Origin of the sequence: Zestosphaera sp., assembly GCA_038843015.1 — an archaeon.
Lineage (GTDB): Archaea > Thermoproteota > Thermoprotei_A > Sulfolobales > NBVN01 > Zestomicrobium.
The window spans coordinates 104,494-126,683 of sequence record JAWBSH010000004.1; the positions used below are offsets into that span (position 1 = coordinate 104,494).

The following is a 22,190-nucleotide window of genomic DNA, read 5'->3' on the forward strand; positions in this document are numbered from 1 at the left end:
CTACTCCTTAAATTTTGCGTAACAGCACTTATAACCTGTGCCGCTATTAATGAAAGAGGTTTAGTGTGATGTCATTTACGCTTGCTGACCTCAGGAACAGGATAGTGAGTCACTTGAGAAACTACGGCTTCAGTATCTTTACTTCTGCAGAGTATCAAATCGTTAGCAGGTTACTTACTTCTTTAGGTATTCATAGAGACTTAACTATTAAGAAGATCCCTAACTCTCAATACTACCTACTAGAAATTGATAAGAGAACTTTCATAACTGAATGTAGAAACTTAGCTAGGAGGAATGAAGCGACAAACATAAATATCTTAGTTAGCTGTGTCGAGAGTAAAAGTTCTGAGGCTCTAAACAAAGTGATAGAGAAGCTAACTCAAGCTACTAACAGTTCTCCCCCGCCATAAGTAATAATTAAGTTTTTCTTTCTGAGGTTTTTTCTCGGTAGATGGCTGTTCACGAGTTTTCGTTGTTCTTTGTGTTTAGCTTCTTAACGGCCTCCTCAGAGCCCCTAACCACAGAGGCTCCCGCGCAGTCGCCCGCGATTCATTACCTTACGGGACGAGGAGACTACAAAACCAATAAACAATCACAAAACATAAAGCAAGGAAAACAGCCCCCCATGTTTTAATTTGTTGGTTTCTCAGGATTAGTAGCTCGTACCCTGATAGAGTTACTGCTTACTGATTCTAGCGTACTTAATCAACTACTAAAACTTATTAAGCTATACCCGACCATAAAAAGCGAGACTTCACGGATGTGAGGGTCGTTAATGGGCTACAGGTATAAGCAGGTAGTACTTGTTCGCACAGACATAAATATGAGTAAAGGTAAGTTAGCTGTTCAGGTAGCTCACGCTTCAGTGTCCGCACTTATGGAGGCACTAAAGTATAAGAGAGAGTGGGTTGAGGAATGGCTTGAAGAAGGACAGAAGAAAGTAGTTCTCAAAGTATCTAACTTGAGAGAGTTAATGAGTTTTTACGAGGAAGCTAGAAAGTTTGGTCTTCCGGCATCCCTCATAACTGACGCGGGATTGACTGAGCTTCCTGAAGGCACTATTACTGCAGTAGGTATAGGTCCTGCTCCTGAGGAGCTGGTAGATAAGATAACAGGGTCTCTTAAACTACTTTGAGTACGCGAGTTCAGCCCCCTCGAGTTTATTACGGCTGAAAATAGCTTTCTAGGGTGTAGGAGAGGTCAGATTAATTAAGGTGCTACACAACACTTTAAACGGGTGATGATTTGGAGTCTATAGTTATTCATTACGAGAAAGACCGTGTTAAGGTTTCTATCTATGATTCAGTAGGTAAGTTAGTTAATTTCAGAGAGTTTTCAGGTGGGCGTAGAATTACCTTAGATTTCAGTAATGTTGAGGAAGTCAGGGTCACTCCATATAGCTTTGCTGAGGGCTTGATGGTAACCCTTAAGGGTGTTAAGGAGTTTAAAGTTTTAGAGGCTGAGGAGGTTGAGGAAGTCTCTGGAGTTGAGGGTGGAGAGATCGAGGAGCAAGAGTGACCAACACAAGAGAACCACACTCTACGTAGTCCTCAATAAAGACTGCGAGAAAGTAAGTTACGAGATAGTAGAGAAGACTACTACCGCACCCACCTATTCTGTAGGCTCGGCAGAGATTCACAAAGTGTTAGTTCCAGAAGACTCTTTCGTTATTCAGGCTTCCTTTACACTCAACATTAAGAAAAGAGTGATTGGTGAGGTTCTAATACTTGACTCTAGTGGTAGGTTACTCTGCAGAGCGGTTTATAGGAAGCTTAAGGTTAGAGTAACTTACGGTGGTAACTCGCTTACGATGAAGTTACTTAAATGCTTGTTTGACTCGCTAAAACTAATAGTTAAGAAGTATAAGGTTCTCCAGATAGCTAAGACCTAATAACTCTCCTAGTTAACAACTCTAACTCATTTTGGTTTTTATTTATAAGCCTTAACACATTAGTTATATTGTGTGAGTATATGTTTGTGTGTTCGGGTAGGATGGTGGAATGAATGACTAAATACAGAAATTATTCTGACCCATATTCAGTCAACGTCCAGCGCTTCAGCATATACTACGACAAAAACATTAAGACTAAGACGCCGCAGATAGGTGACGAGTTGATAGTTAAGATTGTTGAGGTCGACGAGGAAGGCAGGGGTGTCGGGTATTATAACGACTTTAAGGTCATTATACCTAGAGCGGTCTTAGGAGAGAAGGTAAGAGTAGCGGTAAAGAAAATAGATAATAAAGTACTCCATGCTTCAGTGATTGAGAGGTTTGGTGTCTCAAGGAAATAACTTGGTTTGTGAGAACGTCTTATGCGGTACTTAAGAGGTTCTTGGTGGTTGATAATGTTATAAATTCTACGCTCATAGTTATTTATTGGGTGCTTGGTTTTGAGCGAGGAAGAGGCAAGTAGGATCCTGGCTGAACTGTTATGGACTGAGAAGTACAGACCTAAAACACTAGATGAGGTAGTAAATCAAGAAGAGGTTGTTATTAGGTTAAAGCAATTTATTAAAGAGAAGAATACGCCGCACCTACTCTTTGCAGGACCTCCGGGTACTGGGAAGACTACGGTAGCTCACGCCTTCGCTCACGACTTATACGGGGGTGACTACAGGCTCTACCTACTAGAGCTAAACGCCTCGGATGAGAGAGGAATTGACGTGATAAGAACTAAGGTTAAGGAGTTTGCTAGGACTAAAACACCGGGTAACGTGCCTTTTAAACTAATACTCCTGGATGAATCAGATAACATGACTGCTGACGCACAGCAAGCTCTTAGGAGGCTTATGGAGATGTATGTTGTTGCTACTAGATTCATTTTGATAGCCAACTACCCAAGCAAGATAATAGAGCCTATACAGTCTAGATGCGCTATCTTCAGGTTCGTTCCTTTGAGTAGAGAGGACGTCGTAGGCAGGCTTTCATGGATTTGCGAAAGAGAAGGTGTTAAGTGTAATCAGGACGCACTAAACACGATATACGACTTGAGCGAGGGTGATATGAGGAAAGCTATAAACATACTCCAAACTGCCGCCGCCTTAGGTGAGGTGAGTGTGTCAAACGTTTATAAGGTCGTTGGTCTGGCTCACCCGAAGGAGATTAGAGAAATGATTAAGACAGCATTAAACGGGGACTTCATTAAAGCTAGGAGCACGCTTAGGTCTCTGATGGTGACGTACGGGCTTTCAGGAATAGACATAATAAAGCAAATACATAGGGAGATAACATCCTCAGATATTGACTTGCCTGAGGAGGTGAAGGTAGAACTTGCTGACTACGTGGGAGAGATCCAGTTTAGGCTTGTTGAGGGTGCTGATGAGGAGATACAGCTTGACGCTCTCTTAGCTAGGCTAGCCGTCCTGGGAAAGAAAGTGGTGGGGGTAGCTCCTAAACGTGTCAGTAAGTAAAGTTCCATGGGTAATAAAGTACCGGCCTAAAAAGCTAAGTGAGTTCGTTAATCAGGGAGAAGCAGTCGAGAAGATCAAGACGTGGATTAAAGGATGGCTTGCAGGAAAGCCTGAGAAGAAGGCTGCACTATTTTACGGGCCGCCAGGTTCTGGCAAGACATCAATAGTTGAAGCTCTGTGCAGGGAGTACGGCTTTCAACTTGTCGAGATGAACGCTAGCGACTATAGGAGAGAGCAGGATATTGAGAGAGTGGCTAAGCTGGCTAGCGTCCAGAGAGGCCTCTTCGCTGGGAGGAGAATCATACTATTAGACGAGATCGACGGCTTAGCACTCGCCGGAGGAGCTGATGCAGGAGCTATAGAAGCTATCTTAGAACTGATTGAAACTACTAAGAATCCCGTAATTATGACGGCCAATAATCCTTGGGACCTGGCTTTCAGACCCCTCAGAGACCATTCAGTTATGATAGAGTTTAAGAGACTCAGTAAAGGCGACGTGCTTGAAGTTCTTCGGAGGATATGTGTGGCTGAGAAGCTCTCGTGTGATGAGAAAGCACTGGATTTCATTGCGGAGAAATCTGAAGGAGATTTGAGGTCAGCTATAAACGACTTAGAAGCTGTTGCTGAGGGGGGTGGTAAAATTACTGAAGAGATCGCTAAGCAACTCCTCAGAGCTAGAGACAGGGTCTTAGATCCTTTTGAGGTTGTTCGAAAGATTTTCTGGTCTAAGTATGTTTGGCAAGCCAAACTCAACGCAACCCAGACAGACTTAGACCCCGACACTCTAATGGAGTGGATAAATGAGAACCTTCCTAGACAGATAACAGACCCTGAGGATTTATGGAGAGCTTACGAGGCTCTAGCAAGAGCTGACGTTTATAGGGGGCGCATCGTGAGGAGCGGGTCTTGGGATTTACTAGCTTACGCTATAGAGTTAATGACTGCAGGTGTTGCCTTATCTCCTAAGAATGACCCTAAGGCTAAGTTTAGGTGGGTTAAGTATCAATTCCCGGACAGAATAAGGTTAATGTCTCAAACTAAGGAAGTTAGAGCTTTAAGAGACAGTATAGCGGGCATTATAGGTGAGCACATACACGCTTCTAGAGCTAAGGTATTGAAAGACGTACTACCATATATCAAGATAATTTTTGAGAACAACGTTGAGGAAGCTGCCAAAATAGCTATTTCTCTAAACCTGACTGACCCGATGATTAAGTACCTCTCACAGAATAAGGGAGACGAGATAATCGCTAGAGTTAGGGAGTTAAGGAAAGCTATAAGAGCTGAAGCTAAGAGAGCAGGGTCAAAAAGAGAAGACGCCCAGAAAAACAATAAGAAGAGTGAGGAAGTCAAGAAGCAGCAGACTAAGAGTGGGTTAGACTCTTTCGTTAAGAAGACGAAGCTCTAGAAAAAATTGAAAAACTCTTCAAGCCTTCTGACCTTCGGGTTGAGCCAGTTAGGTCTCAGGAGCCTTAGCCTACCTACCCTGAGCTCTTCAATAAGACCTACACTAACTAAGTAGTTAACATGCTTGCGCACAGTCTTGTAATTGAGTTTAGTCTCTCTGATTATCTGATTAATATTTACCTCACCTCTCTCCAGAACGACTCTCAGTACTTTAACTCTGGCTTTACTAGAAAGTATCTCTTCTAACCGAGAACTCATCACCCAACCCTCAACTGCTTTATCACGGCATCAAGCTTCTGTAACGCGGCTCCTAGAGGGGCTACTCCAAAGCCTACGTAAGTACTTCTACCTCTTCTGCCTTTAACTGAAGTCTTAGTTATTATTATTCCTCTCTGCTTTAAATCCATTATGTAAGTGTAGAGTTGTGTGTGCTTCCTAGGCTCCTCACCCAACTCTTTACATATTTTATCGTAGGTAGCTTCAACCATGCTCATAGGCACGTAGTCTAATCCTGACTCTTTCAGAGCATGTAAGGCTGCTTTAAGGACTAGTATTTCGTGGAGGTTTAGGTAGTGTAGGTTATCTAGCAAATCAACTAAAGCCGGATACTCTTGAGCTATGACTTGCCTCACGTGATCTATCGTTACTCGGTTAGCTCTACCTTCAGCAAGGTCTTTATCAGCTAGTTTTCCTGCGGCATGCAATACTGCGAGAGCTTTTCTCGCGTTTCCGTCCCCGCCTGTGTCATACCCGCTCATCTTAGATATGTAGTCTATTACCTCCTCACCTACTACTCCCTGATGAAAGGCCGTGTCAACCCGGTCTTTCAATATCGTATAAAGTTCTGAAGCTCTGTAAGGCTCAAAGGAAACTAAATTTTTCATTAAGTAGCTTCCAGTCACGCTGTCGACTCGAGACCACACGTTTGCTGGCGACCCCCTAGCAATGAATATTAAGTTGACTCTCTTTACATCTTCTTGCATGACGTCATACATCCTGACTATTGCGTGCCTGTCTTCAGGAGGTGCTGTATTAAGAAAATACTCGAACTCGTCTAGGGCTAGTATCAAGTACATGTTTTCCCTACTCAACAACTTCAGAAAGACTGATAGTAACTCATTAGAGGAGATCCCTCTGTCAGGTATGTGTAGGCATAGAGAATCTTTAGCTTCTCTGATAATTCCTACTAAGTTCTTAGACTTAGAACAATTCACGTGGACATATCTTAACTTAATACCTCTATTCTCGGCAACTCTGGAAATTTCCCGGCCAAAAACTATCGAAGTAAGTGTTTTTCCAGTTCCTACAGGCCCTGCAAGCAAGACCTTAACGCTACTCGTTCCCGGCTTGAGAACAACAGGCTTAAACAACTCTACCAACTGCTTAAGTTGCTTGTCTCTATGCCTAATCACTGGAGGTATAAACTCAGGATATAAGACAGACTCATCAACGAATACTGAGGGCCTCCTAATTTCACTTTCGATTAACTCATGTAACTCATTCATACTTTCACTTAACCTACTAAATATTTTGTTAACCCTCTATATAAGGCAGGGCTGGAGAGACACCACTCAAAAATATCAGTTAAATCTTAGTGAGTGCCTCTAAGATCATCTTGGCTATATCAATTACTCTCTCCCTCAAGTATTCAGCAGAAGCATAACCTAAGTCCTCAACAAGAGAGTTGCTTATGACGAGAACACACGCTGTCTTAACTCCCCGCATTAACGATACTGCAAAGAGGCCGGCGCACTCCATCTCAACAGCTACTAAACCTCTTGAAGACCACTTCTTAGCAAACACAGGGTCTTCAGCGTAGAAGGCATCACTGCTGAAGACAGGTCCTAAAACGTATTTTATTTTTCTCTCCTCGGCTACCTCAACGATCCTCCTGAGTAGCGTGAAGTCAGGGGTTGAGGGACAACAAACGTCCTCACCGTAGTACTGCCGGAAAACGCCTCCAGGATAATACGCGGCCCCCGTAGGTATGACTACGTCACCTATTCTTAAGCCACTAGCCAAAGCTCCCGCAGTACCTAACCTAACGAAGTACTTACCCCCATAAGCTATGAGTTCCTCCAGAACTATTAGGGCTGAGGGCATCCCAACACCGTGTGTAGCTATAGTTACTGGAAATCCATTGTAGTAACCCGTGTACGTGAGAAAACCTCTACTCTCATTAACTAACTTCACGTCATTCAGTAACTCAGATAAATACTTAACTCTAGCAGGATCGCCAGCTATTAAAACTCTCTCAGCCACCCAACCCTCACGGATCTTCAGGTGTACAGGGACTATCTTCCTGCTAGTGACTTCACTCAAGACAACCACCGATTACGTATACTCGCACACGCTTTTAACTTATGTAGAGTGTGTGTAATGTGGGTGTTAAGTAATTGTATGAAGAGTTAAAGAAAGAGATCATTGATGTTTTAAAGTTTATGGAGGATAAAGGCCTGAATCACGGCAGGTCTGGCAATGTTAGTGTCAGGGTTAAGGGAGTGAATCATGTCTTAATAACTCCTAGTGGCTTACCGAAAGCCCGTTTATCTACTGAAGACATCGTAGTTGTTTCTATAAGTGGTGAGGTCATCGAGGGTGCTCGAAAACCAACTGTTGAGTTACCCCTACACACGGCGATTTACAGGAAGTATGATTACTTTAACGCAGTAATCCACGCACACCCGATATACGTCACCACGCTAGCAATAGCTCGCGAGCCTCTTCCGCCAGTAGTTGAGGAGGCAGTTCTTTACGTTGGCGGTGAAGTAAGGGTTGCTGAGTACGCGCCATTTGGTAGTAGAGAATTGGCTGAGAACGTAGTTAGGGCTCTTGAAGACAGGACTGCTGTTATTCTTCCTAATCATGGTGTAGTAACGTGTGGTAGGAGTCTTGAAGAAGCTCTTGAAGTCTTGGTTCTTATTGAGAGGTTGGCGCAATCATATATTTTGAGCAGAATACTTGGCAAGACAACTAAGCCACCTGATGAGGTAGTTGACTACTTAAGTAAGTTGTTTAGTAAGAGGATACTAGGTCTTGAGTAGAGTTCTTAATTACGAGCAACACTTATAATTCTCTAACTGCTTTAATCGTTAGTAGTGCTAGTCGTCAGTGGTTACCATGGTTCCCTTAAGGAAATGTTTAGAAGTCTTGAATCCAAGTCTTGAAAGATGCTTAGTATGTATAAGGTGGTGGTTAGATGGTTAGAAAGATAGGTTTCTTCTTTGACTACGATGGTGTCTTAGCGCCAATAACTTCTAGCCCGAGTGGCGGGACTCCTGACCCCGCATTAACGAACATTATTAAAGACTTGAGTTCTGAACATGCTGTAGCCGTTGTTAGCGGAAGAGACTGCAGATACCTGCTTGAGAGGATGCCTGGGTTAAGTGGTTACGCGTGCGTTTACGGGCTTGAGATTATTGCCGGAGGTTACGTGGTAGTTGATGAGGAAGCTTACTTGGGTGTGAAGCCTGAATATATTAAAGAACTGGCTAAGGAAATCACTGAGAAGTTTAGTGATAAGATAGGAATTATAGTTGGAAAGACATTGCAGGAAGTGCCTTTAGGGATGAGTATCTACTGGTTACTCAATAACGAGAGACCGAGAGAGATAGAGTATATTAGTGAGAAAGCTAAAAGCAAAGGGCTCGTAGTCTATGACATTATGAGGTGGGGCGACTACGCCGAGTTCATGGACATACACGTAGCTAAAAGGAGTAAAGACGAAGCAGTAAGAATACTTAAGACACTACTTAATGTCAGTAAGGTTATATACTTCGGAGACGGCTACAGTGACATACCAGCTTTCAAAGAAGCCGACGTGAGAATTTTCGTAAGGCATAAACACAATAACGACTTAAAGATAGAAGCAGACTACGTCGTAAGCTCGGGCGAGTTAGCTGAGTGGCTAGTTAAGCATGCAAGAAAGTTAGCGATTTAAGAACTTAAACCTGCAACAGCGACGCACGTACTAATTAGCTAGGCTTTCCCGCTTCTCCAACACTCTATTTTTTAGCATAAGTTCACCTCACTTTTCCCTGTTCGTGAGTTCGCCGAACCTGGAATCAGTTGAGATAAAGATGTTGATTAAGTATCAAACTATGTCGCCTGAATACTGTTGACTTCAGCGTTGATGATCGGCAACAAATTTAAATTAAAGGAATCGCTTGATTAAACTAGGTTATGTCTCTAGTATAGTATTATTTTTAATTTGTGGTGAAGGTTTAGGGTCTCCCACTTACGTTTCTCTGATTATAGTGATTGAGTCCTGCTATATATTTTTAGAATTTCCTCTACAATCTTGTGTGGGTGGTGATTATTGATGAGATACGTATATTCTGCTTCCCAGAGTTTTTCATCGGCTTTAATTATTGCTTCAGCAATTTCTTCTTCTGTCTGTATGTCTTTTATAGGGAATTCATGATACTCGCTATACTGTGATGACACGTAAGTTATCACGGGTCTGCCACACGCTATTCCCTCAAGCGATACTAGCCCTAAAGAACCTAGCTTAAATCTATCAATCACTACGTCTGCACTCCAGTAGTATTGATTCATCATTTCGTGAGGGACTTTAGGTAGTACTCGCACTCTTAAACCTAGGTTTCGAGCTAGAGCCAGGGTCTTGTCAAAGTCACGTCCATGTGATATGATATAGACATCAACAAGGTCTTTCACTCTACTTAAAGCCTTAATAGCTATGTCAGTGCCCTTGACATCCCAGTTAGAATCGCTCGCAATAAGAACTCTCTTCTTCTCATCCTCTCTCCTTATGGGCTTTGGATAAAAAATACTTAAATCAACGGGGTTAGGGACATACTGAGCGTCCTCCCTAAACTTCTTAGCTATCTGAAGTATATCAGGAGTACTCACGATTACGTAATCGCACATTGTCAAATCTGCTCTGACGACCCTACCCCACACAGGGTGGTGAAGAGTAGACCTTAAGTCACTGCCATGTGCGTGACACACTAGCGGCTTCTTACCAAATAACCAGGCAATGAACGCGTCCTGAAGGAGGTAGTGAACGTGATAAACATCGCCTCTGTAAAGTGGTATCTTTAAGGCTAGCCCAATAGACTTCTCAAGAAGCCCTCTGCCACGCTTTACATGAACTTTAGTGAAAGACTCTGGCATATATTTAAGTAGAGTCTCACCAACAAACGCGCAGTCATTAATCATGACAACCTTCATTTAAAGACATACCCAATACACATAATAACTAAAACTTAATAACTTAGGCAAACACTAATAAACCTGTCGTTGTTGCGGTAGTGCATGTTTACTTAATGAGCGAGTGAACTCGCGGTAAGCCGTCGGGAGATTAAGGATTAGCAGTGCCGAATATAACTCAAACTTAATCCTATTTCTTATACTGCCGAATATTTCGTAGCCTCTCAGTTTTTTATATATTGCATAACCTAATATGCTTGATAGACGTGCCGTGAGTGCAGCAATAAATAGACTCATGCTTACGAAAACTAATACAGGTAGTAAGAAGAGAGTTGCGAGTAGTAAGGTGTTAATAAGGTGCCTAGTAACTCCTTTGAAGATTTCCTTACGTGAGAGTCTCAATGTTTTGTCTTCTGTCCACGCTATCAACCGTGCTGCTGCCTTTTTCTTCATACACCTCAAATATTTTTTGAATGAAGCTATCCAGTAGATGTCACCCTGCTCACCTTTAAGGTTTAAATCATATGTATAGGGGGATATGCTCTTCAAAGGGGTGTAGCCTCTGCTGAAAGCTTCAAAAGCATAGAAGAAATCTTCAGACGTGTCTAAGTCCTCGTCAAATTTTTGCTGCATGACTAGCCCCTTAGGTATTATTGTGAAACCCATACTTATCTTAAATGACGGGATTAAGTCATTAGAGGTTATCGTAATTTCTTTTGGCTTAAGTTCGTTAATAAACGTTTGGAGCTCTTCAACATCTCTAAAATACTTAAAAGTTGTTGAGAGATATACTAGTGAGTTATTTTCTTTAGATATCTGCGTGAGTACTTTAAAAGCGTTAGTTGCCGTAACTATAGTATCTGAATCTACGAATAATATGTAGTCTACATCTACTTGAAGAAGTTTCTCAAGACACACGTTCCTAGCCTGAGGTATGTTAGTATCTCTAGCCACTAAGACTTCAAACTTCAGACCCGGATAATCCCTAAAAACACTATACACAATCTCAAGACTATTATCGGAGCTACCGCCATCAACAATTAAATAAAAAACCTTATCTTTAGGATAATCTTCCATTAAGAGAAACTTAAGAACGTGACCAATAGTTAACGCCGAATTAAACGTCAGGATACAGACACCTAGCTTCGGAAAGCTGTCTTGATGCATTAGTCTTAACCAATATTATGAATTAGGAGAGATATATAATTAATATTTAATAGATACTTAAATGGCTCTAACTCATTATGTTGTTTGAAGCTCTAGGAGGTAATGACATGGAGGAAGCTGACATAATATTGTATGGCAGGTACGTAGCAACCTTAGATCGAGCTAGTCGAGTAATTTCTAGAGGTGCTGTAGTAGTTAGAGATGGTGTAATTGTTGATGTAGGTGTTGAGGAGGACATACGCGGCAAGTATGAGGCGAAGGAAGTAATTGAGAGAAGAAATCATATAGTGATTCCAGGCTTAGTAGATTGTCATACTCACACACAGCAATATCTGCTTAGGTCCGCCATAAATGATTGGATGCTTCAGTTGCCTCCTGTCTGGACAAAGATTTTAGTTCCTTTCGAGAAGATAATGGGTGAAGATCTAGCAAGACTCTCAAGCAAGGCTAGCATAATTAATATGTTAAGGAATGGGATTACTTACTTTGTTGAGGCCGGCGCTCCATATCCAGAGATTTTGGCTGAGGAGGTTCTCGCTTCCGGGATCAATGGTGTGGTCACGTATGCTACATATGACATCGCAGAAGAAAAAGTTGCAGAACCTAAAGAAGTGCTTGAGAGGGTTGAGAGACTCTATAGAGAATACGGTAATCGCGGAGGAAATCTTCGTGTGTGGGTTAGTTTAAGGCAGGTTATGATGGTTTCTGAGGAGTTAATGAACGACGTGATTGAGCTCGGCGGTAGGCATGGCTTAGGGCTTACACTCCATCTAGGTGAGTATCAGGGGGAGGTAGACTATACGCTCGCTAAATACGGCTTAAGACCCCTAGAATACGTAGTTAAGCGGGGGGTCGAGAGAATCAATCCTATTATTATAGCTCACGGCGTCTATTTCTCACCGAAGGAAGTGCGCGTCCTTAGAGACTATGGGTTCGGGCTGTGCTGGTGTCCCTCAGTTGATTCGTGGCTTATGGGCATGCACTGGATCGGACTCACTGACGTGGAAGATCTTAAGTTAGGGATTGGAAGTGACGGAGGTGTTTGGGGCAGGATAGACTTACTACATGAAGCTAAGGTCGCTAAAGCCTTAGGCAAGGCACTAAGCACTTCCGTCGCGTACTTCAAGGCAGGACTAGACTCAAACACATTACTCAAGATGTTGACGGGCTCTACAGGATCTTTAGTAGGCGAGAAGATTGGAAGACTTGAGAGAGGTTATGCGGCAGACATAGTAGTGCTAGACACTAAAGAAATTAAGAACCTGCCCGTACACAACCCCGTAGACGCTGTAATAAATTATCTTGAAGGAGATAGCGTTACGGACGTAATAATTAGTGGGAAGCTAGTAGTCGAGAATAAGGAAGTCAAGACATTAGAAGAAGAGAAAGTCTTAAAAGAATTGCTAGACCGAGAAGAAGAAATAAAAGAAAAGTTTACGGAGCTAGCAAAACAACTTAAAACCATGTCGTAATGTAATATCTCTGAAAGCCTCATTCTTTCATAAGTTGACCCCTCGAGTATACTTTTGAGGAATTTCATTAGTTTAGTTATTTAGATGATTGTGTGAATACACACCTAACGAGAGGCTCTCTGAATTCAAGTTAGGTTATAACAGTTAAGTTTTAGATTAACCCATAGTCTCTTAATAGAGACCTTAACTTTCTCAATTCTTCTAGGAGCTCTACACCCTCAGGAGTTAGGACTAGCATCGTAGAACCTTTGCGTTCGTTTGAGGGGATACTCTCTACAAGTCCACGCGCTATTAACTCATCCAGTATTTTCTTTAATCTATCATACGATAGATTCGCTTTAGTTGAGAGCCATGTAGGATTTATTCCGCTCTCAGAACTAACTATTTCTAGTACTTCTAAGATTATCTCTAGCTTGTTTCGTTTCTTCATGGCTTAATGACCTTACTCAAGTGGTATGTTGCGAATACTAGCGTTGCTGAAGCTTTCAATAATTCGGAAGTTATGAGTAGATGTATGCCTAGTTGTGACAGCATTAGCAAACTACTTAAGCCTCTGAGGAAGTACGTGAGGGAGAGTACGATTAAGTAGCTTCTTAAGTACTTCCCACTAACGAGGAGAGAAACTGTCATGGATATTGTGAATGCCAGTAAGTCAGAGAAAGACACTAGTAGTAGGGGAGGCATGATAGCAAAAGCCTCCTCTTTACTTGCACACAACATAAAAAACAACATCACGAGAAAAGCTGCTGAAGCAGTTGAGGAAGATAATGTGTATAAAGTTAGAGAAATCTTAGGGTCTTCAAGAATGTTTGAGGTTGCTGAAGCTGCTTGACTGAGTGCGAGCAACATAAATGAGGCTGAGAAAAAACCAAGAAACTTAACACCTGTCCTTAGGTATGACTTCAAGAAGACAGTAGATATGTATGAGAAGAGAGCAAGACACGCAATATTCAGTACGAGTAACATAAGCTGATAGAGGTCCATGAAGAACATCCCCTAAGATCTTTTCATTGTGAAATATGTCTGGTTAGTTAACCGTACCTCAATAATTACCCCTATCGTGCCCTTATGTGTCTCGAAAACTTCTACCACGAGCGTGACATTGCCACTCGCAATCATGGGTCTCAGGCTATCGCCTGAAACCACTTTATTGCTTGCTTTATCTACGTAGTATGGTAGCAACATGAGAAAAACCCGCTTGTTTTTCTCTGGCCAGTAAGCATAGATACTGCTATCGACTCTCCGTATGTTCGATTCAGAAACGTAATCCCTGCCACGATGCAGACCATAACCCATAGAGCCTATGAGGAATGGTGGTGGCTTGACAGGCAAGTCAGAGAGTACCTTTTCTAATCCCGCCTCACTACCTCCTGTATCCGGGTACGTAGAGTATACTAAGAGTGGAGGCGTAAGTATTATCAAAACACCCAACACAAGTAAAGCAATCTCAGACTTACTTAGCAACTTTACACACCTTCCTAAACCTAAAAATCAAGAGAGTTTTAGAGTCTAAAAACGTGGTTATTCTTACTTGTTTGTAGATTCACACACGCATTCACATTGAGGAGTGCCTACTAAGTGATACGAGATTAGCTTTACTGTATTACCAGAAATGTCGACTAAGTATGTGTAGACTGCAGTCCCGTTTGTTAATACAGCTATGGATTGAGTAGCTCTTAAGATTACCTCACCATTAGCATCTACATACGCTCTTATTAATGGGTTGACTACCTTCAGGCTGAAGCCTTGACTTAGTAATTGTGAGGTCTCTGAATTAGATTCTAGTACACTCATTACTGTTGAATTATATTCTGAGCTTACCTCAATTGCCGGAATTCGTAGAACTCCGCGCTTGTGAGGAGTCCAAGGCATTCCAGGAGTCACTGACTGAATATTAGTTGTTGTATTATTGTTTGAGTCTTGAGCGTAAGCAGATATTACGTAGCCTGCTCCCACAGCAATTATCACCGCAATCACTGTCGCCATCACAGTAGCTTTCTTCAAGCCCATATACATCACCGTGAGTAGAGGGCCAAAATAAATTTAAAAGGATAACTCTCAAAAAGAGAGTCTCTCAGAGAGAATTTACACGGGGTAGGGGTAAAGCGCCTGAGACCGGGCGCGGAGCTAAACCCAGCGAAAGCCGGGAATGTAGCTCCAAACCTCCCCAGAACCCTCGCACTTTAGGGCGGAGAGGAGGTCAGTCGCTAACTCTTCAACGACTCTCTTTAGTGTTTCTTCCTCTGCGCTAGCTACTTCTTAGGCTCATCTACTTGTCTGCAAGACCTTTAAGACCTTCTCTGATTTTCTTGAGTATGAAGAGTATAGGGTACTATATCGTCTAAAAAGTGTGTTCGCGTGTAATGTGTATGGTTTTTAAGCTATGCTTTTAACTCCCTAAAATAGAAGTAAAAGCACGACTAAATGTATTGTAAAGATTGTCAAAGCTAAGATTGTGATGTGAGGCCATTTTAAAATTTTGTCTAAAGGCTTAAATTCTCGCTCTAATTCGCTCAGCACTCTTCGTTTAAGATCCTTTATAAGCTCCTCAGGAAGAGATCCTGCTGGCGCTTCCCTTAGGATAGGGTTTCCAGAATCATCTTTACTTAGTTGAAATGAATATGGACCGTAAAACTTAATCCTGCTTATTCTCTTAACACTAAATATTATAACTAGAAGCACCACTATCGTATTAATTAGGGATATAGCAAGAGCCTCGGTTAACTCCACGCATATCCCCTAAGCTTAAGTTTTGATCTAGGCTTAAAAACTTTGTGTTGAAACATGGCCCAACAAAGTCGAGGAATTAGAAATGAGGGAAGTAGTTACGATTATTAGCTTGTGATAGGAATACACTGTGACCTCAAACAGCGATCTAACAATGTTTTTCTAACTATATCTCTGTTACGTTGCCTTCTCTGACGGGTTGTCATAGGTTTAATTAACTAGGGAAGACATTAAAGTAGTTGGCTGTGACGGATTTTACAGAACATTAAGCTCTTTCCCACTCTCGTATCTTGTAGTTATTAACGTGCTGAACCCGTGTTCGCTAAGGAGTTTAGTAAATCCCGAGTGATTGTCAACTAGTATTAAGACCTTAACCTCGACGACCTTCTCTTTAACCAAGGGAAATCACCCCCTAATCAAACACGTAGATTTAATTCTAGAATACTTTTAATGCTGAACCTTTCAAGACATGTGTTGGCTAACCCTCCTGGCTTCCTCTTCGCTCTGAAGGACGAGACTCTGGCGCAATTCTTAGATAATGGACTACTGTATTTTAAGCGTCATCGTGCGTAAAGAGGCGTCTAATAACGCTTTTAGTTTTATGTTCATAAACTATAGTTTGGTGTAGTGTGTTGAGAGTTTTAACTTTCTCGTGGGTAATTCTAGTAGGTACTCAAACAGCATGTGTGAGTAACTACGTAGATAATGTAGTGAGGGAGGTTACAGGAGAGTTAAGCGTGCTGGACGTGTCTAGACTCCTTGTAGACGTCTCTCTTGACTTGAGATTCTATAGAAGCGTGACTCTAGAGTGTAAGGTTAGATCAATCCAGAAAACTCAAAGAAATAACTAGTGAGTAGAGTTTACTTGAGGGGGGCTAGTGAAGGTTTTGATTACTGGTGGTGCGGGGTTCATAGGTCATAACCTAGCGCTTCATCTAATTAGGAGAGGATATGATGTTGTAGTAGTTGATTCTATGGAGAGGTCGAATGATTATGCCTTGAGGAGGCTTAAAAAGTTCGGAGTACCTGTTGTTGAAGGTGACGTGAGGAGATTTAGTAGTTACAGTAACTTTGACGTAGTGGTTCATGCTGCTGCTTACGTGAGTGTTGAAGAGTCTGTTAGAGAGCCTATCAAGTATCTAGAGAACAACGTCTTGGGCACTGCTAAGGTTGGCTATGAGTGTGGGAAGAAGGGTATAAAGCTAGTATACTTAAGCTCGGCAGCAGTCTACGGAGAGCCGCAGAAGCTACCTATCGGTGAAGACCACCCCACAAGACCTAAATCACCTTACGGACTGAGCAAACTTCAAGGAGAAGAGATACTGAGAAATTTCGCCACAGTCTATAGTCTTAAGTACGTGACTTTAAGATTATTTAATGTTTATGGACCCGGACAGAACTCCTCATACGCTGGCGTCATAACTAGTTTCATTCAAAGAGCTTTGAATAGTGAGCCATTAATTATTTACGGCGACGGGGAACAGACAAGAGACTTCGTATATGTTGGGGACGTAGCTGAAGTAATCGAGTTCTTGATCAAAGAAGAAGTGTTTGATAACGAGACCTACAATGTTGGTTCAGGACAACCCACAACAATTAAAGAGCTTGCTAAGACAGTCATGAAGTTAGTTAATAAGGATTTACCGTTAATACATGAACCACCAAGACCTGGAGATATAAGACACAGCGTAGCTGATATAAGCAAGATAATGAAGCTCGCTAGAATCAAGCCAACACCTATTGAGGAAGGACTTGAGAAGACCTTAAGTGAGTTGAGAACTGACTGTTCTTGCCTGACCTCCTCCCTGCCCTAAAGGATGAAGTTTCAACCATAATAAATTGGAGGGAGCTTAAGTATTTTTAAAGAGTTCTAACTGCAGACTTAGAGGGGTGATGAAAGTTTAAATATGTCGGATTTGCGGCACACTCAGGAGATGTTAGTGGAGAACTGATTTCAAGAACTTCAAGAATTATTAGGGGGTTACGCGATTGTTGCGGTGTTGATGATTTAGTCTTAGTTGTCGGTGGTTATTGGGGTCTCATGAAGGAGGTCGTTGACTCGGCTCTCGAGCTTGGTTTCAAAGTCCTCATAATACCTCCTATAGACCAGGAAGAGGTTCCGTTTCCTGACGAAGCGATAGTAGTTAGAACGGGAACCTCCTACAGAATCAGGTCAGTATTCTTAGTCAGGACTTCAGACGTCCTGATAGTTCTTGGCGGTGGTGCTGGATGTATTCAGGAGTTAATAACTGCGTACACGGAGGGGAAGCCTTCTTACGTCTTAGTCAATACTGGGATGCCTACAGACATAGTTGAGAGTATGCCTGAATATATAGACCATAGGAAGCTAGCTCCTATAATGAAGTACCGTGACGAAAACACGCTACTTAGAGACTTATGTAATCACTTAAAAACCAGCAAAACAACGAGTACTAAATACGCCGTACGTGTAGGGTAAGCAGTTACGAGGTGTCTAAGCATATTAGAGAAGATAGAGAGGTTTAGACATAAAATCTGGAACGAGTACTATTAAGAAGCTGAAGAACTTACTAAATAGAAATTCTTCAGGTAGTTAAGTAATGCCTTTCACTCCACTACACTTAGGTCCTCCACTAATCTTAGGCTACCTACTTAGGCGCCATATTCACTGGCCCACACTAATAATCACTTCAGTATTAGTAGACTTAGAACCCCTGACAATTCTTCTGCTTAACTTAAATACTTACCCTGTTCACGGATACCTACATACGTTCGCTTCAGCAGTTCTTCTCGGGTCTTTAGTTGGTTTAGTCGTGTGGTTGTTTAGAAAATATTTCAACCACTTATTTAGCTTATTTGTACTTACGACGAGGGACTCCTCGCTAAGTAGCTATATGGTAGCAGGATTTAGTGGTTGGTTTATTCATGTATTGATTGACTCGCCGCTGTATTCAGACATAAGACCACTCTACCCGTTAAATATAAACCCTCTTTACTGCCCGTACGTAAGTGATGCGATAATTAAGTCATGTCTCTACTTAACTCTCATAGGTGTTGTTATCTACCTACTACATTTCTACAAGACTTACTTAAGATAGTGGATGACCTACAGAATTGGAATTTCTGTTTAGACGTTTCTATACGTAGTTTTCTTTTAGTCTACTAACTCTACCGACGCAATAACCTACTGTTTCTGAAGTTATTCAGTGAACTTTACTTGATCTATCATATTTAAAAACTTTGTAGCTGTTATTATAGTCAAGGTGTTAATATGAGGAAGCTTCTAGTTTGTTTAGCTATAGTGTTTGTCTTAATTTCCGTGCTTATCCCAACGTTTGCTGAGGCTCGTCCAGCAAGTATTAGACTCATTATTGGTGTTAATTTAAGTAGTAATTACTTACGTGCTAAGTCAGTTATTGAGAGCCTTGGTTCTGTAGTGCTTGAGATTCCTGAAATAAGCGCGTTAGTTACTGAAGCTCCTCCCCACTTACTAGGATATTTAAAGTCTCTCTCGTTCGTTAAGTATGTTGAGGAAGACAAGCCTATCAAAACATCTACTGAGGTTCAGTGGAATGTGGGATTAGTTGAAGCGCCTGAAGTTTGGGCTCTAAATACTACTTACGGCGACGCCGCCTACGGATATCAAACAAGCATCAGGGTTGCTGTAGTAGATACTGGAATAAGCTATACTCACACAGATCTTTACGGTTCTATAGACTGGTGTGTCGTCTCTTTAAGAAACACTAAGACGTTCTATAAAGGAACTAATTTGAAAAACTGCAATGATCAAAACGGTCACGGAACACACGTAGCTGGAATAATAGCCGCTAGATTGAACGGCTTCGGCGTAGCCGGAGTTGCACCGAAAGTAGTCCTATACGCTGTAAGAGTTCTTGACGCCAGCGGTGGTGGTTACGTGAGTGACGTAGCTAAGGGGATAGTAGAAGCTACTAAGGGACCTGACAACACTCCAGGCACGAGTGACGATGCTGACGTGATCTCAATGTCTCTCGGGGGACCTCACTCTCAGACACTTTATGATGCGATACTCTATGCGTACAGCTACAACGTAGTTCTAGTTGCTGCCGCAGGGAACGAGGGTGCCTCAACACCTTCATGCCCGGCCTGCTACAGTGAAGTCATAGCTGTAGGGGCCATAGACCAAAACTTAAGCGTCCCGAGCTGGAGTAACAAGAACCCAGATCTTGTGGCCCCGGGAGTAAACATACTCTCTACATGGCCTAGAAACAGGTACGTATATTTAAGCGGAACCAGTATGTCATGCCCACACGTCTCAGCAATTGTAGCTCTAATGCAAGCAATAAGGATTGCTGACGGGAAAGGTAAGCTAACACCAACGCAGGTGAAGGAAATCCTAACAACAACTGCCATAGACTTAGGGACTGCTGGATATGACGAAACCTACGGCTATGGATTAGTAAACGCGGTTGCCTCAGTTAATGAGGCATTAAACACTCCTTAAGTAAAGCTATTTGAGGACTTACACCTCTATAGGTTCCTCTCTTCACGCCCGCTTTTATCAAAGTCATTATCGAACGAGGCTCTCTGTAGCCACGCTTTCTCAGCATAATGGTATTACATATTTGAAAGCCTGCCCTTCAGGGCGGGGAGGAGGTCAGTTCTTCAGAGCTGTCGGCGAGGAGCAACTCACAGAGCTTTGTCCTTGCTAAAGGTTCGTCAGATCATCGACTCCAGAAAATATTTGTTGTTGGTTGTAAAATTTCTGTTCTGAGGGACTAAGTCTTTAGTTCAGTAATTGATTTTAATTTTTGTAGAGATAATCACATTGGTAGCGGTAAAGGTGTTGTGTAGTGAGTGAACGAGCCGTCGTTGTAGAGAATCTCGTCAAGGTTTATGGAAGGGACTCTATAGGCGTTGATAAAGTGTCTTTTATAGTCAATAGTGGAGAGATCTACGCGCTGGTCGGCCCTAATGGGAGTGGTAAGACTACTACTTTGAGAATCATATCTACTCTGATTAAGCCTACCTACGGCAGTGTTTACGTGTTTGGGGTAGATGTTGTGAGGGAGCCTCTGCGTGTTAGGTCTATGATAAATTATCTGCCTGAAGAAGCTGGTGCTTACCGTGACTTAACAGGTCTTGATTTCATGAAGTTTATGCTCTCGCTGAGGTTTAGTAGTAGGGAGTTAGGAGATGCGATAGAAGAGGCCGTCAAGATAGCTGATTTAGGCAATTATTTAAGAAAGCCTGTCAGAACGTACAGTAAGGGCATGAAGCGAATACTCGCGGTCAGTACGGTCTTGGCTTCAAGACCTAAGCTACTCATACTTGATGAGCCGACAACAGGTCTTGACGTCGAGAGAAGTCTTTACGTGAGAGACATGATTAGGAAGTATAATGAGCATTATGGAATCACGGTGCTTCTAAGCAGTCACAACATGCTGGAAGTAGAGTACTTAAGTCACAGGGTGGGAGTACTTTATAAGGGGAGATTAATCGCTGAAGGAGCACCAGAACAACTGAAGAAATCTCTGGGTGCTGTGAATTTAGAGGAGGCCTTCATGAAATTGAAAATGGGGCGGGGCGTCGCTGAGTGATGATTGCACAACTAATTAAAAGAGAAGTAAAGGCCTTCATCAAGAATCCTGGTTTCATAATAGGAATTATACTAATGATAAGCTTTTACGGAATATTAGGCAACATCGTTGGTAGTGCTACAAAGTCGGCAGTTGAGGAAGTCATGGAATCAAGCGTTGGATTAGTTTTGGGAGAAGATACTAAGCTCGTTAGAGAGCTGATCAAGTTACTCAATACTACTATGGGAGGTAGAGTCCGCGTTTATAGCTCGCTAGACGAGGCTATCTCAGAGACTGGGGTCGGCATACTGATACCTGCAGGCTTTACTGAAAACGCTACCTCACTCGATAAGCCTGTTGTTTTAGGGGGTGGCGTTAGAGTAACTACTTTTTCATTAACGGGTGCTCAAGCTAGGGCAGGCTTACTAACTACAGTCTCAAACACCATAGAGAGACTACTGCCTCTAGCTATAAGCGCTACTTATAACGTAAGTCTACAACCCCAGAAGCCTGTTTTAGTAAGTGGTAATATATCATTTTATGATAAGAAAATAAGCCAGGAAGAGTTTCTCGCGATCACTGCTCTCATATCATTCACTCCGCTCTTCATCAGCTTAATTCTGGGCATGAATACAACATACGCCTCACAACTAGTGGCTGTAGAGAAAGTAGAGAAGGCTTTCGAGATGTTGTTAGCTCAACCTATCCGCAGGAGAGACATAGTGTTAGCTAAGATATTAGGCGCTTCTGTAGCGTCAGTACTTTTCGGAGCAGTATACTTAGCCGGCATGCTAGCCATGTTTGTCGGCACTACCGGAAGTGTAACAGCTCCCGCAGGTACCGAGCAAGTCTCTCCGATCATTATAACAGTAAATTTACTCGGTCCCGAAATATTAGGCTTGATTGGACTGACCATTGTCATCGGCTTAATATCCTCAGGAGCAATCGGCGTCATAATAGGGTCTATAGTTAGTGATGAGAGGATTGCCGGCGGGCTGGCAACTCCAGTCATGTTAGTCTTCATAGGTATCGGATTTTTAACTATGTTTATGGGTCTCCCACCAAATCCTGTAACGGCTTTTTTGGCAGGCTTAACAATAGTTTCATTGCCGTACATGTACGCAATCTCACTGCTCTCGGGAGAGACAGTCTTAATAACATATTCAATAATTGTTGCAATAGGCATGTGCTCCCTCTTAATATACGTAGCCTCAACAATATTCAACAGAGACATAGTCGTGCTAGGATTGAGAATCTCGTGGAGCAAGAAAACAAAGGAAAGATTATGATTGACTCT

At 42.3% G+C, this 22,190-nt stretch carries 28 protein-coding genes; 17 read left to right on the forward strand and 11 right to left on the reverse strand.

The annotated features are described in order from the left end of the window. Positions 1 to 68: 68 nt before the first annotated feature. The 7 genes from QXL29_04310 (at position 69) to QXL29_04340 (ending at position 4,819) form a co-directional block, all read left to right on the forward strand. Positions 69 to 410, forward strand: a complete 342-nt coding sequence (locus QXL29_04310) for a hypothetical protein (GenBank protein MEM2283816.1) — start codon at positions 69 to 71, stop codon at positions 408 to 410. A gap of 365 nt (positions 411 to 775) precedes the next feature. Beyond that, complete coding sequence (gene pth2 / locus QXL29_04315; GenBank protein MEM2283817.1) at positions 776 to 1,135, forward strand: peptidyl-tRNA hydrolase Pth2; 360 nt, start codon at positions 776 to 778, stop codon at positions 1,133 to 1,135. A gap of 110 nt (positions 1,136 to 1,245) precedes the next feature. Then, complete coding sequence (locus QXL29_04320) at positions 1,246 to 1,518, forward strand: hypothetical protein (protein MEM2283818.1); 273 nt, start codon at positions 1,246 to 1,248, stop codon at positions 1,516 to 1,518. After that, complete coding sequence (locus QXL29_04325; GenBank protein ID MEM2283819.1) at positions 1,469 to 1,891, forward strand: hypothetical protein; 423 nt, start codon at positions 1,469 to 1,471, stop codon at positions 1,889 to 1,891. Before QXL29_04320 ends, QXL29_04325 begins: the two co-directional genes overlap by 50 nt. Positions 1,892 to 2,004: 113 nt before the next feature. Further along, positions 2,005 to 2,292, forward strand: a complete 288-nt coding sequence (locus QXL29_04330) for a TRAM domain-containing protein (GenBank protein ID MEM2283820.1) — start codon at positions 2,005 to 2,007, stop codon at positions 2,290 to 2,292. Between the two features lie 123 nt (positions 2,293 to 2,415). Further along, on the forward strand, positions 2,416 to 3,411 hold the full coding sequence (locus QXL29_04335; protein MEM2283821.1) for a replication factor C small subunit: 996 nt from the start codon (positions 2,416 to 2,418) through the stop codon (positions 3,409 to 3,411). Next, on the forward strand, positions 3,398 to 4,819 hold the full coding sequence (locus tag QXL29_04340) for a replication factor C large subunit (protein ID MEM2283822.1): 1,422 nt from the start codon (positions 3,398 to 3,400) through the stop codon (positions 4,817 to 4,819). Before QXL29_04335 ends, QXL29_04340 begins: the two co-directional genes overlap by 14 nt. Here the strand turns inward: QXL29_04340 and QXL29_04345 are convergent. From QXL29_04345 to QXL29_04355, 3 genes are all read right to left on the reverse strand, one after another. Continuing rightward, positions 4,816 to 5,076: an ArsR family transcriptional regulator gene (locus QXL29_04345; protein ID MEM2283823.1), complete on the reverse strand. Its 261-nt coding sequence runs from the start codon at positions 5,074 to 5,076 to the stop codon at positions 4,816 to 4,818. The two genes, QXL29_04340 and QXL29_04345, sit on opposite strands and share 4 nt — an antisense overlap. Next, positions 5,076 to 6,323 (reverse strand): ORC1-type DNA replication protein, encoded by a 1,248-nt coding sequence (locus QXL29_04350; protein ID MEM2283824.1) that lies wholly within the window; start codon positions 6,321 to 6,323, stop codon positions 5,076 to 5,078. Before QXL29_04350 ends, QXL29_04345 begins: the two co-directional genes overlap by 1 nt. A 79-nt stretch (positions 6,324 to 6,402) precedes the next feature. After that, on the reverse strand, positions 6,403 to 7,140 hold the full coding sequence (locus QXL29_04355) for a purine-nucleoside phosphorylase (protein MEM2283825.1): 738 nt from the start codon (positions 7,138 to 7,140) through the stop codon (positions 6,403 to 6,405). Between the two features lie 74 nt (positions 7,141 to 7,214). Here QXL29_04355 and QXL29_04360 point away from each other — a divergent pair, with 74 nt between their 5' ends. Further along, positions 7,215 to 7,862: a class II aldolase/adducin family protein gene (locus QXL29_04360; GenBank protein MEM2283826.1), complete on the forward strand. Its 648-nt coding sequence runs from the start codon at positions 7,215 to 7,217 to the stop codon at positions 7,860 to 7,862. Positions 7,863 to 8,017: 155 nt separating this feature from the next. Further along, positions 8,018 to 8,758 (forward strand): HAD-IIB family hydrolase, encoded by a 741-nt coding sequence (locus QXL29_04365; protein MEM2283827.1) that lies wholly within the window; start codon positions 8,018 to 8,020, stop codon positions 8,756 to 8,758. 311 nt (positions 8,759 to 9,069) lie between these two features. On the opposite strand, the gene QXL29_04370 is transcribed toward QXL29_04365, so the two are convergent. Then, positions 9,070 to 10,011, reverse strand: coding sequence for a glycosyltransferase (locus tag QXL29_04370; protein ID MEM2283828.1), 942 nt, complete (start codon positions 10,009 to 10,011; stop codon positions 9,070 to 9,072). Positions 10,012 to 10,065: 54 nt separating this feature from the next. Beyond that, positions 10,066 to 11,157, reverse strand: coding sequence for a glycosyltransferase family A protein (locus QXL29_04375; GenBank protein ID MEM2283829.1), 1,092 nt, complete (start codon positions 11,155 to 11,157; stop codon positions 10,066 to 10,068). 77 nt (positions 11,158 to 11,234) lie between these two features. On the opposite strand from QXL29_04375, the gene QXL29_04380 reads away from it, so the two are divergent. Continuing rightward, complete coding sequence (locus QXL29_04380; GenBank protein MEM2283830.1) at positions 11,235 to 12,629, forward strand: amidohydrolase family protein; 1,395 nt, start codon at positions 11,235 to 11,237, stop codon at positions 12,627 to 12,629. Between the two features lie 151 nt (positions 12,630 to 12,780). On the opposite strand, the gene QXL29_04385 is transcribed toward QXL29_04380, so the two are convergent. The 6 genes from QXL29_04385 to QXL29_04410 form a co-directional block, all read right to left on the reverse strand. Then, positions 12,781 to 13,059 carry a winged helix-turn-helix domain-containing protein gene (locus QXL29_04385; protein MEM2283831.1) on the reverse strand — a complete coding sequence of 93 codons (279 nt, stop codon included), beginning with the start codon at positions 13,057 to 13,059 and terminating at the stop codon, positions 12,781 to 12,783. Then, entirely contained in the window at positions 13,056 to 13,613 is a 558-nt protein-coding gene (locus QXL29_04390; protein MEM2283832.1) for a DUF5985 family protein, read from the reverse strand. The genes QXL29_04385 and QXL29_04390 overlap by 4 nt, the downstream gene beginning before the upstream one ends. A gap of 12 nt (positions 13,614 to 13,625) precedes the next feature. Further along, positions 13,626 to 14,093: a hypothetical protein gene (locus QXL29_04395; protein ID MEM2283833.1), complete on the reverse strand. Its 468-nt coding sequence runs from the start codon at positions 14,091 to 14,093 to the stop codon at positions 13,626 to 13,628. Positions 14,094 to 14,156: 63 nt separating this feature from the next. Further along, positions 14,157 to 14,648, reverse strand: a complete 492-nt coding sequence (locus QXL29_04400) for a hypothetical protein (GenBank protein ID MEM2283834.1) — start codon at positions 14,646 to 14,648, stop codon at positions 14,157 to 14,159. A gap of 378 nt (positions 14,649 to 15,026) precedes the next feature. Further along, positions 15,027 to 15,359, reverse strand: coding sequence for a hypothetical protein (locus QXL29_04405; protein MEM2283835.1), 333 nt, complete (start codon positions 15,357 to 15,359; stop codon positions 15,027 to 15,029). 252 nt (positions 15,360 to 15,611) lie between these two features. Continuing rightward, positions 15,612 to 15,755: a hypothetical protein gene (locus QXL29_04410; protein ID MEM2283836.1), complete on the reverse strand. Its 144-nt coding sequence runs from the start codon at positions 15,753 to 15,755 to the stop codon at positions 15,612 to 15,614. Between the two features lie 233 nt (positions 15,756 to 15,988). On the opposite strand from QXL29_04410, the gene QXL29_04415 reads away from it, so the two are divergent. The 7 genes from QXL29_04415 to QXL29_04445 all read left to right on the forward strand — a co-directional run bounded on the left by QXL29_04415 (position 15,989) and on the right by QXL29_04445 (position 22,182). Then, positions 15,989 to 16,207, forward strand: coding sequence for a hypothetical protein (locus QXL29_04415; GenBank protein ID MEM2283837.1), 219 nt, complete (start codon positions 15,989 to 15,991; stop codon positions 16,205 to 16,207). Between the two features lie 27 nt (positions 16,208 to 16,234). Then, positions 16,235 to 17,170, forward strand: a complete 936-nt coding sequence (locus QXL29_04420) for an NAD-dependent epimerase/dehydratase family protein (GenBank protein MEM2283838.1) — start codon at positions 16,235 to 16,237, stop codon at positions 17,168 to 17,170. Between the two features lie 158 nt (positions 17,171 to 17,328). Then, the gene (locus QXL29_04425) at positions 17,329 to 17,814 is read left to right on the forward strand and encodes a hypothetical protein (protein ID MEM2283839.1); all 486 of its coding nucleotides are present in this window, start codon (positions 17,329 to 17,331) and stop codon (positions 17,812 to 17,814) included. 121 nt (positions 17,815 to 17,935) lie between these two features. Further along, a complete protein-coding gene (locus QXL29_04430; protein ID MEM2283840.1) occupies positions 17,936 to 18,433 on the forward strand; it encodes a hydrolase in 498 nt (165 codons plus the stop codon). A gap of 173 nt (positions 18,434 to 18,606) precedes the next feature. Further along, positions 18,607 to 19,818: a S8 family peptidase gene (locus QXL29_04435; GenBank protein MEM2283841.1), complete on the forward strand. Its 1,212-nt coding sequence runs from the start codon at positions 18,607 to 18,609 to the stop codon at positions 19,816 to 19,818. 349 nt (positions 19,819 to 20,167) lie between these two features. Continuing rightward, a complete protein-coding gene (locus tag QXL29_04440; GenBank protein ID MEM2283842.1) occupies positions 20,168 to 20,914 on the forward strand; it encodes an ABC transporter ATP-binding protein in 747 nt (248 codons plus the stop codon). Beyond that, positions 20,914 to 22,182 carry an ABC transporter permease gene (locus tag QXL29_04445; GenBank protein MEM2283843.1) on the forward strand — a complete coding sequence of 423 codons (1,269 nt, stop codon included), beginning with the start codon at positions 20,914 to 20,916 and terminating at the stop codon, positions 22,180 to 22,182. The genes QXL29_04440 and QXL29_04445 overlap by 1 nt, the downstream gene beginning before the upstream one ends. The last annotated feature ends 8 nt before the right edge of the window (positions 22,183 to 22,190 follow it).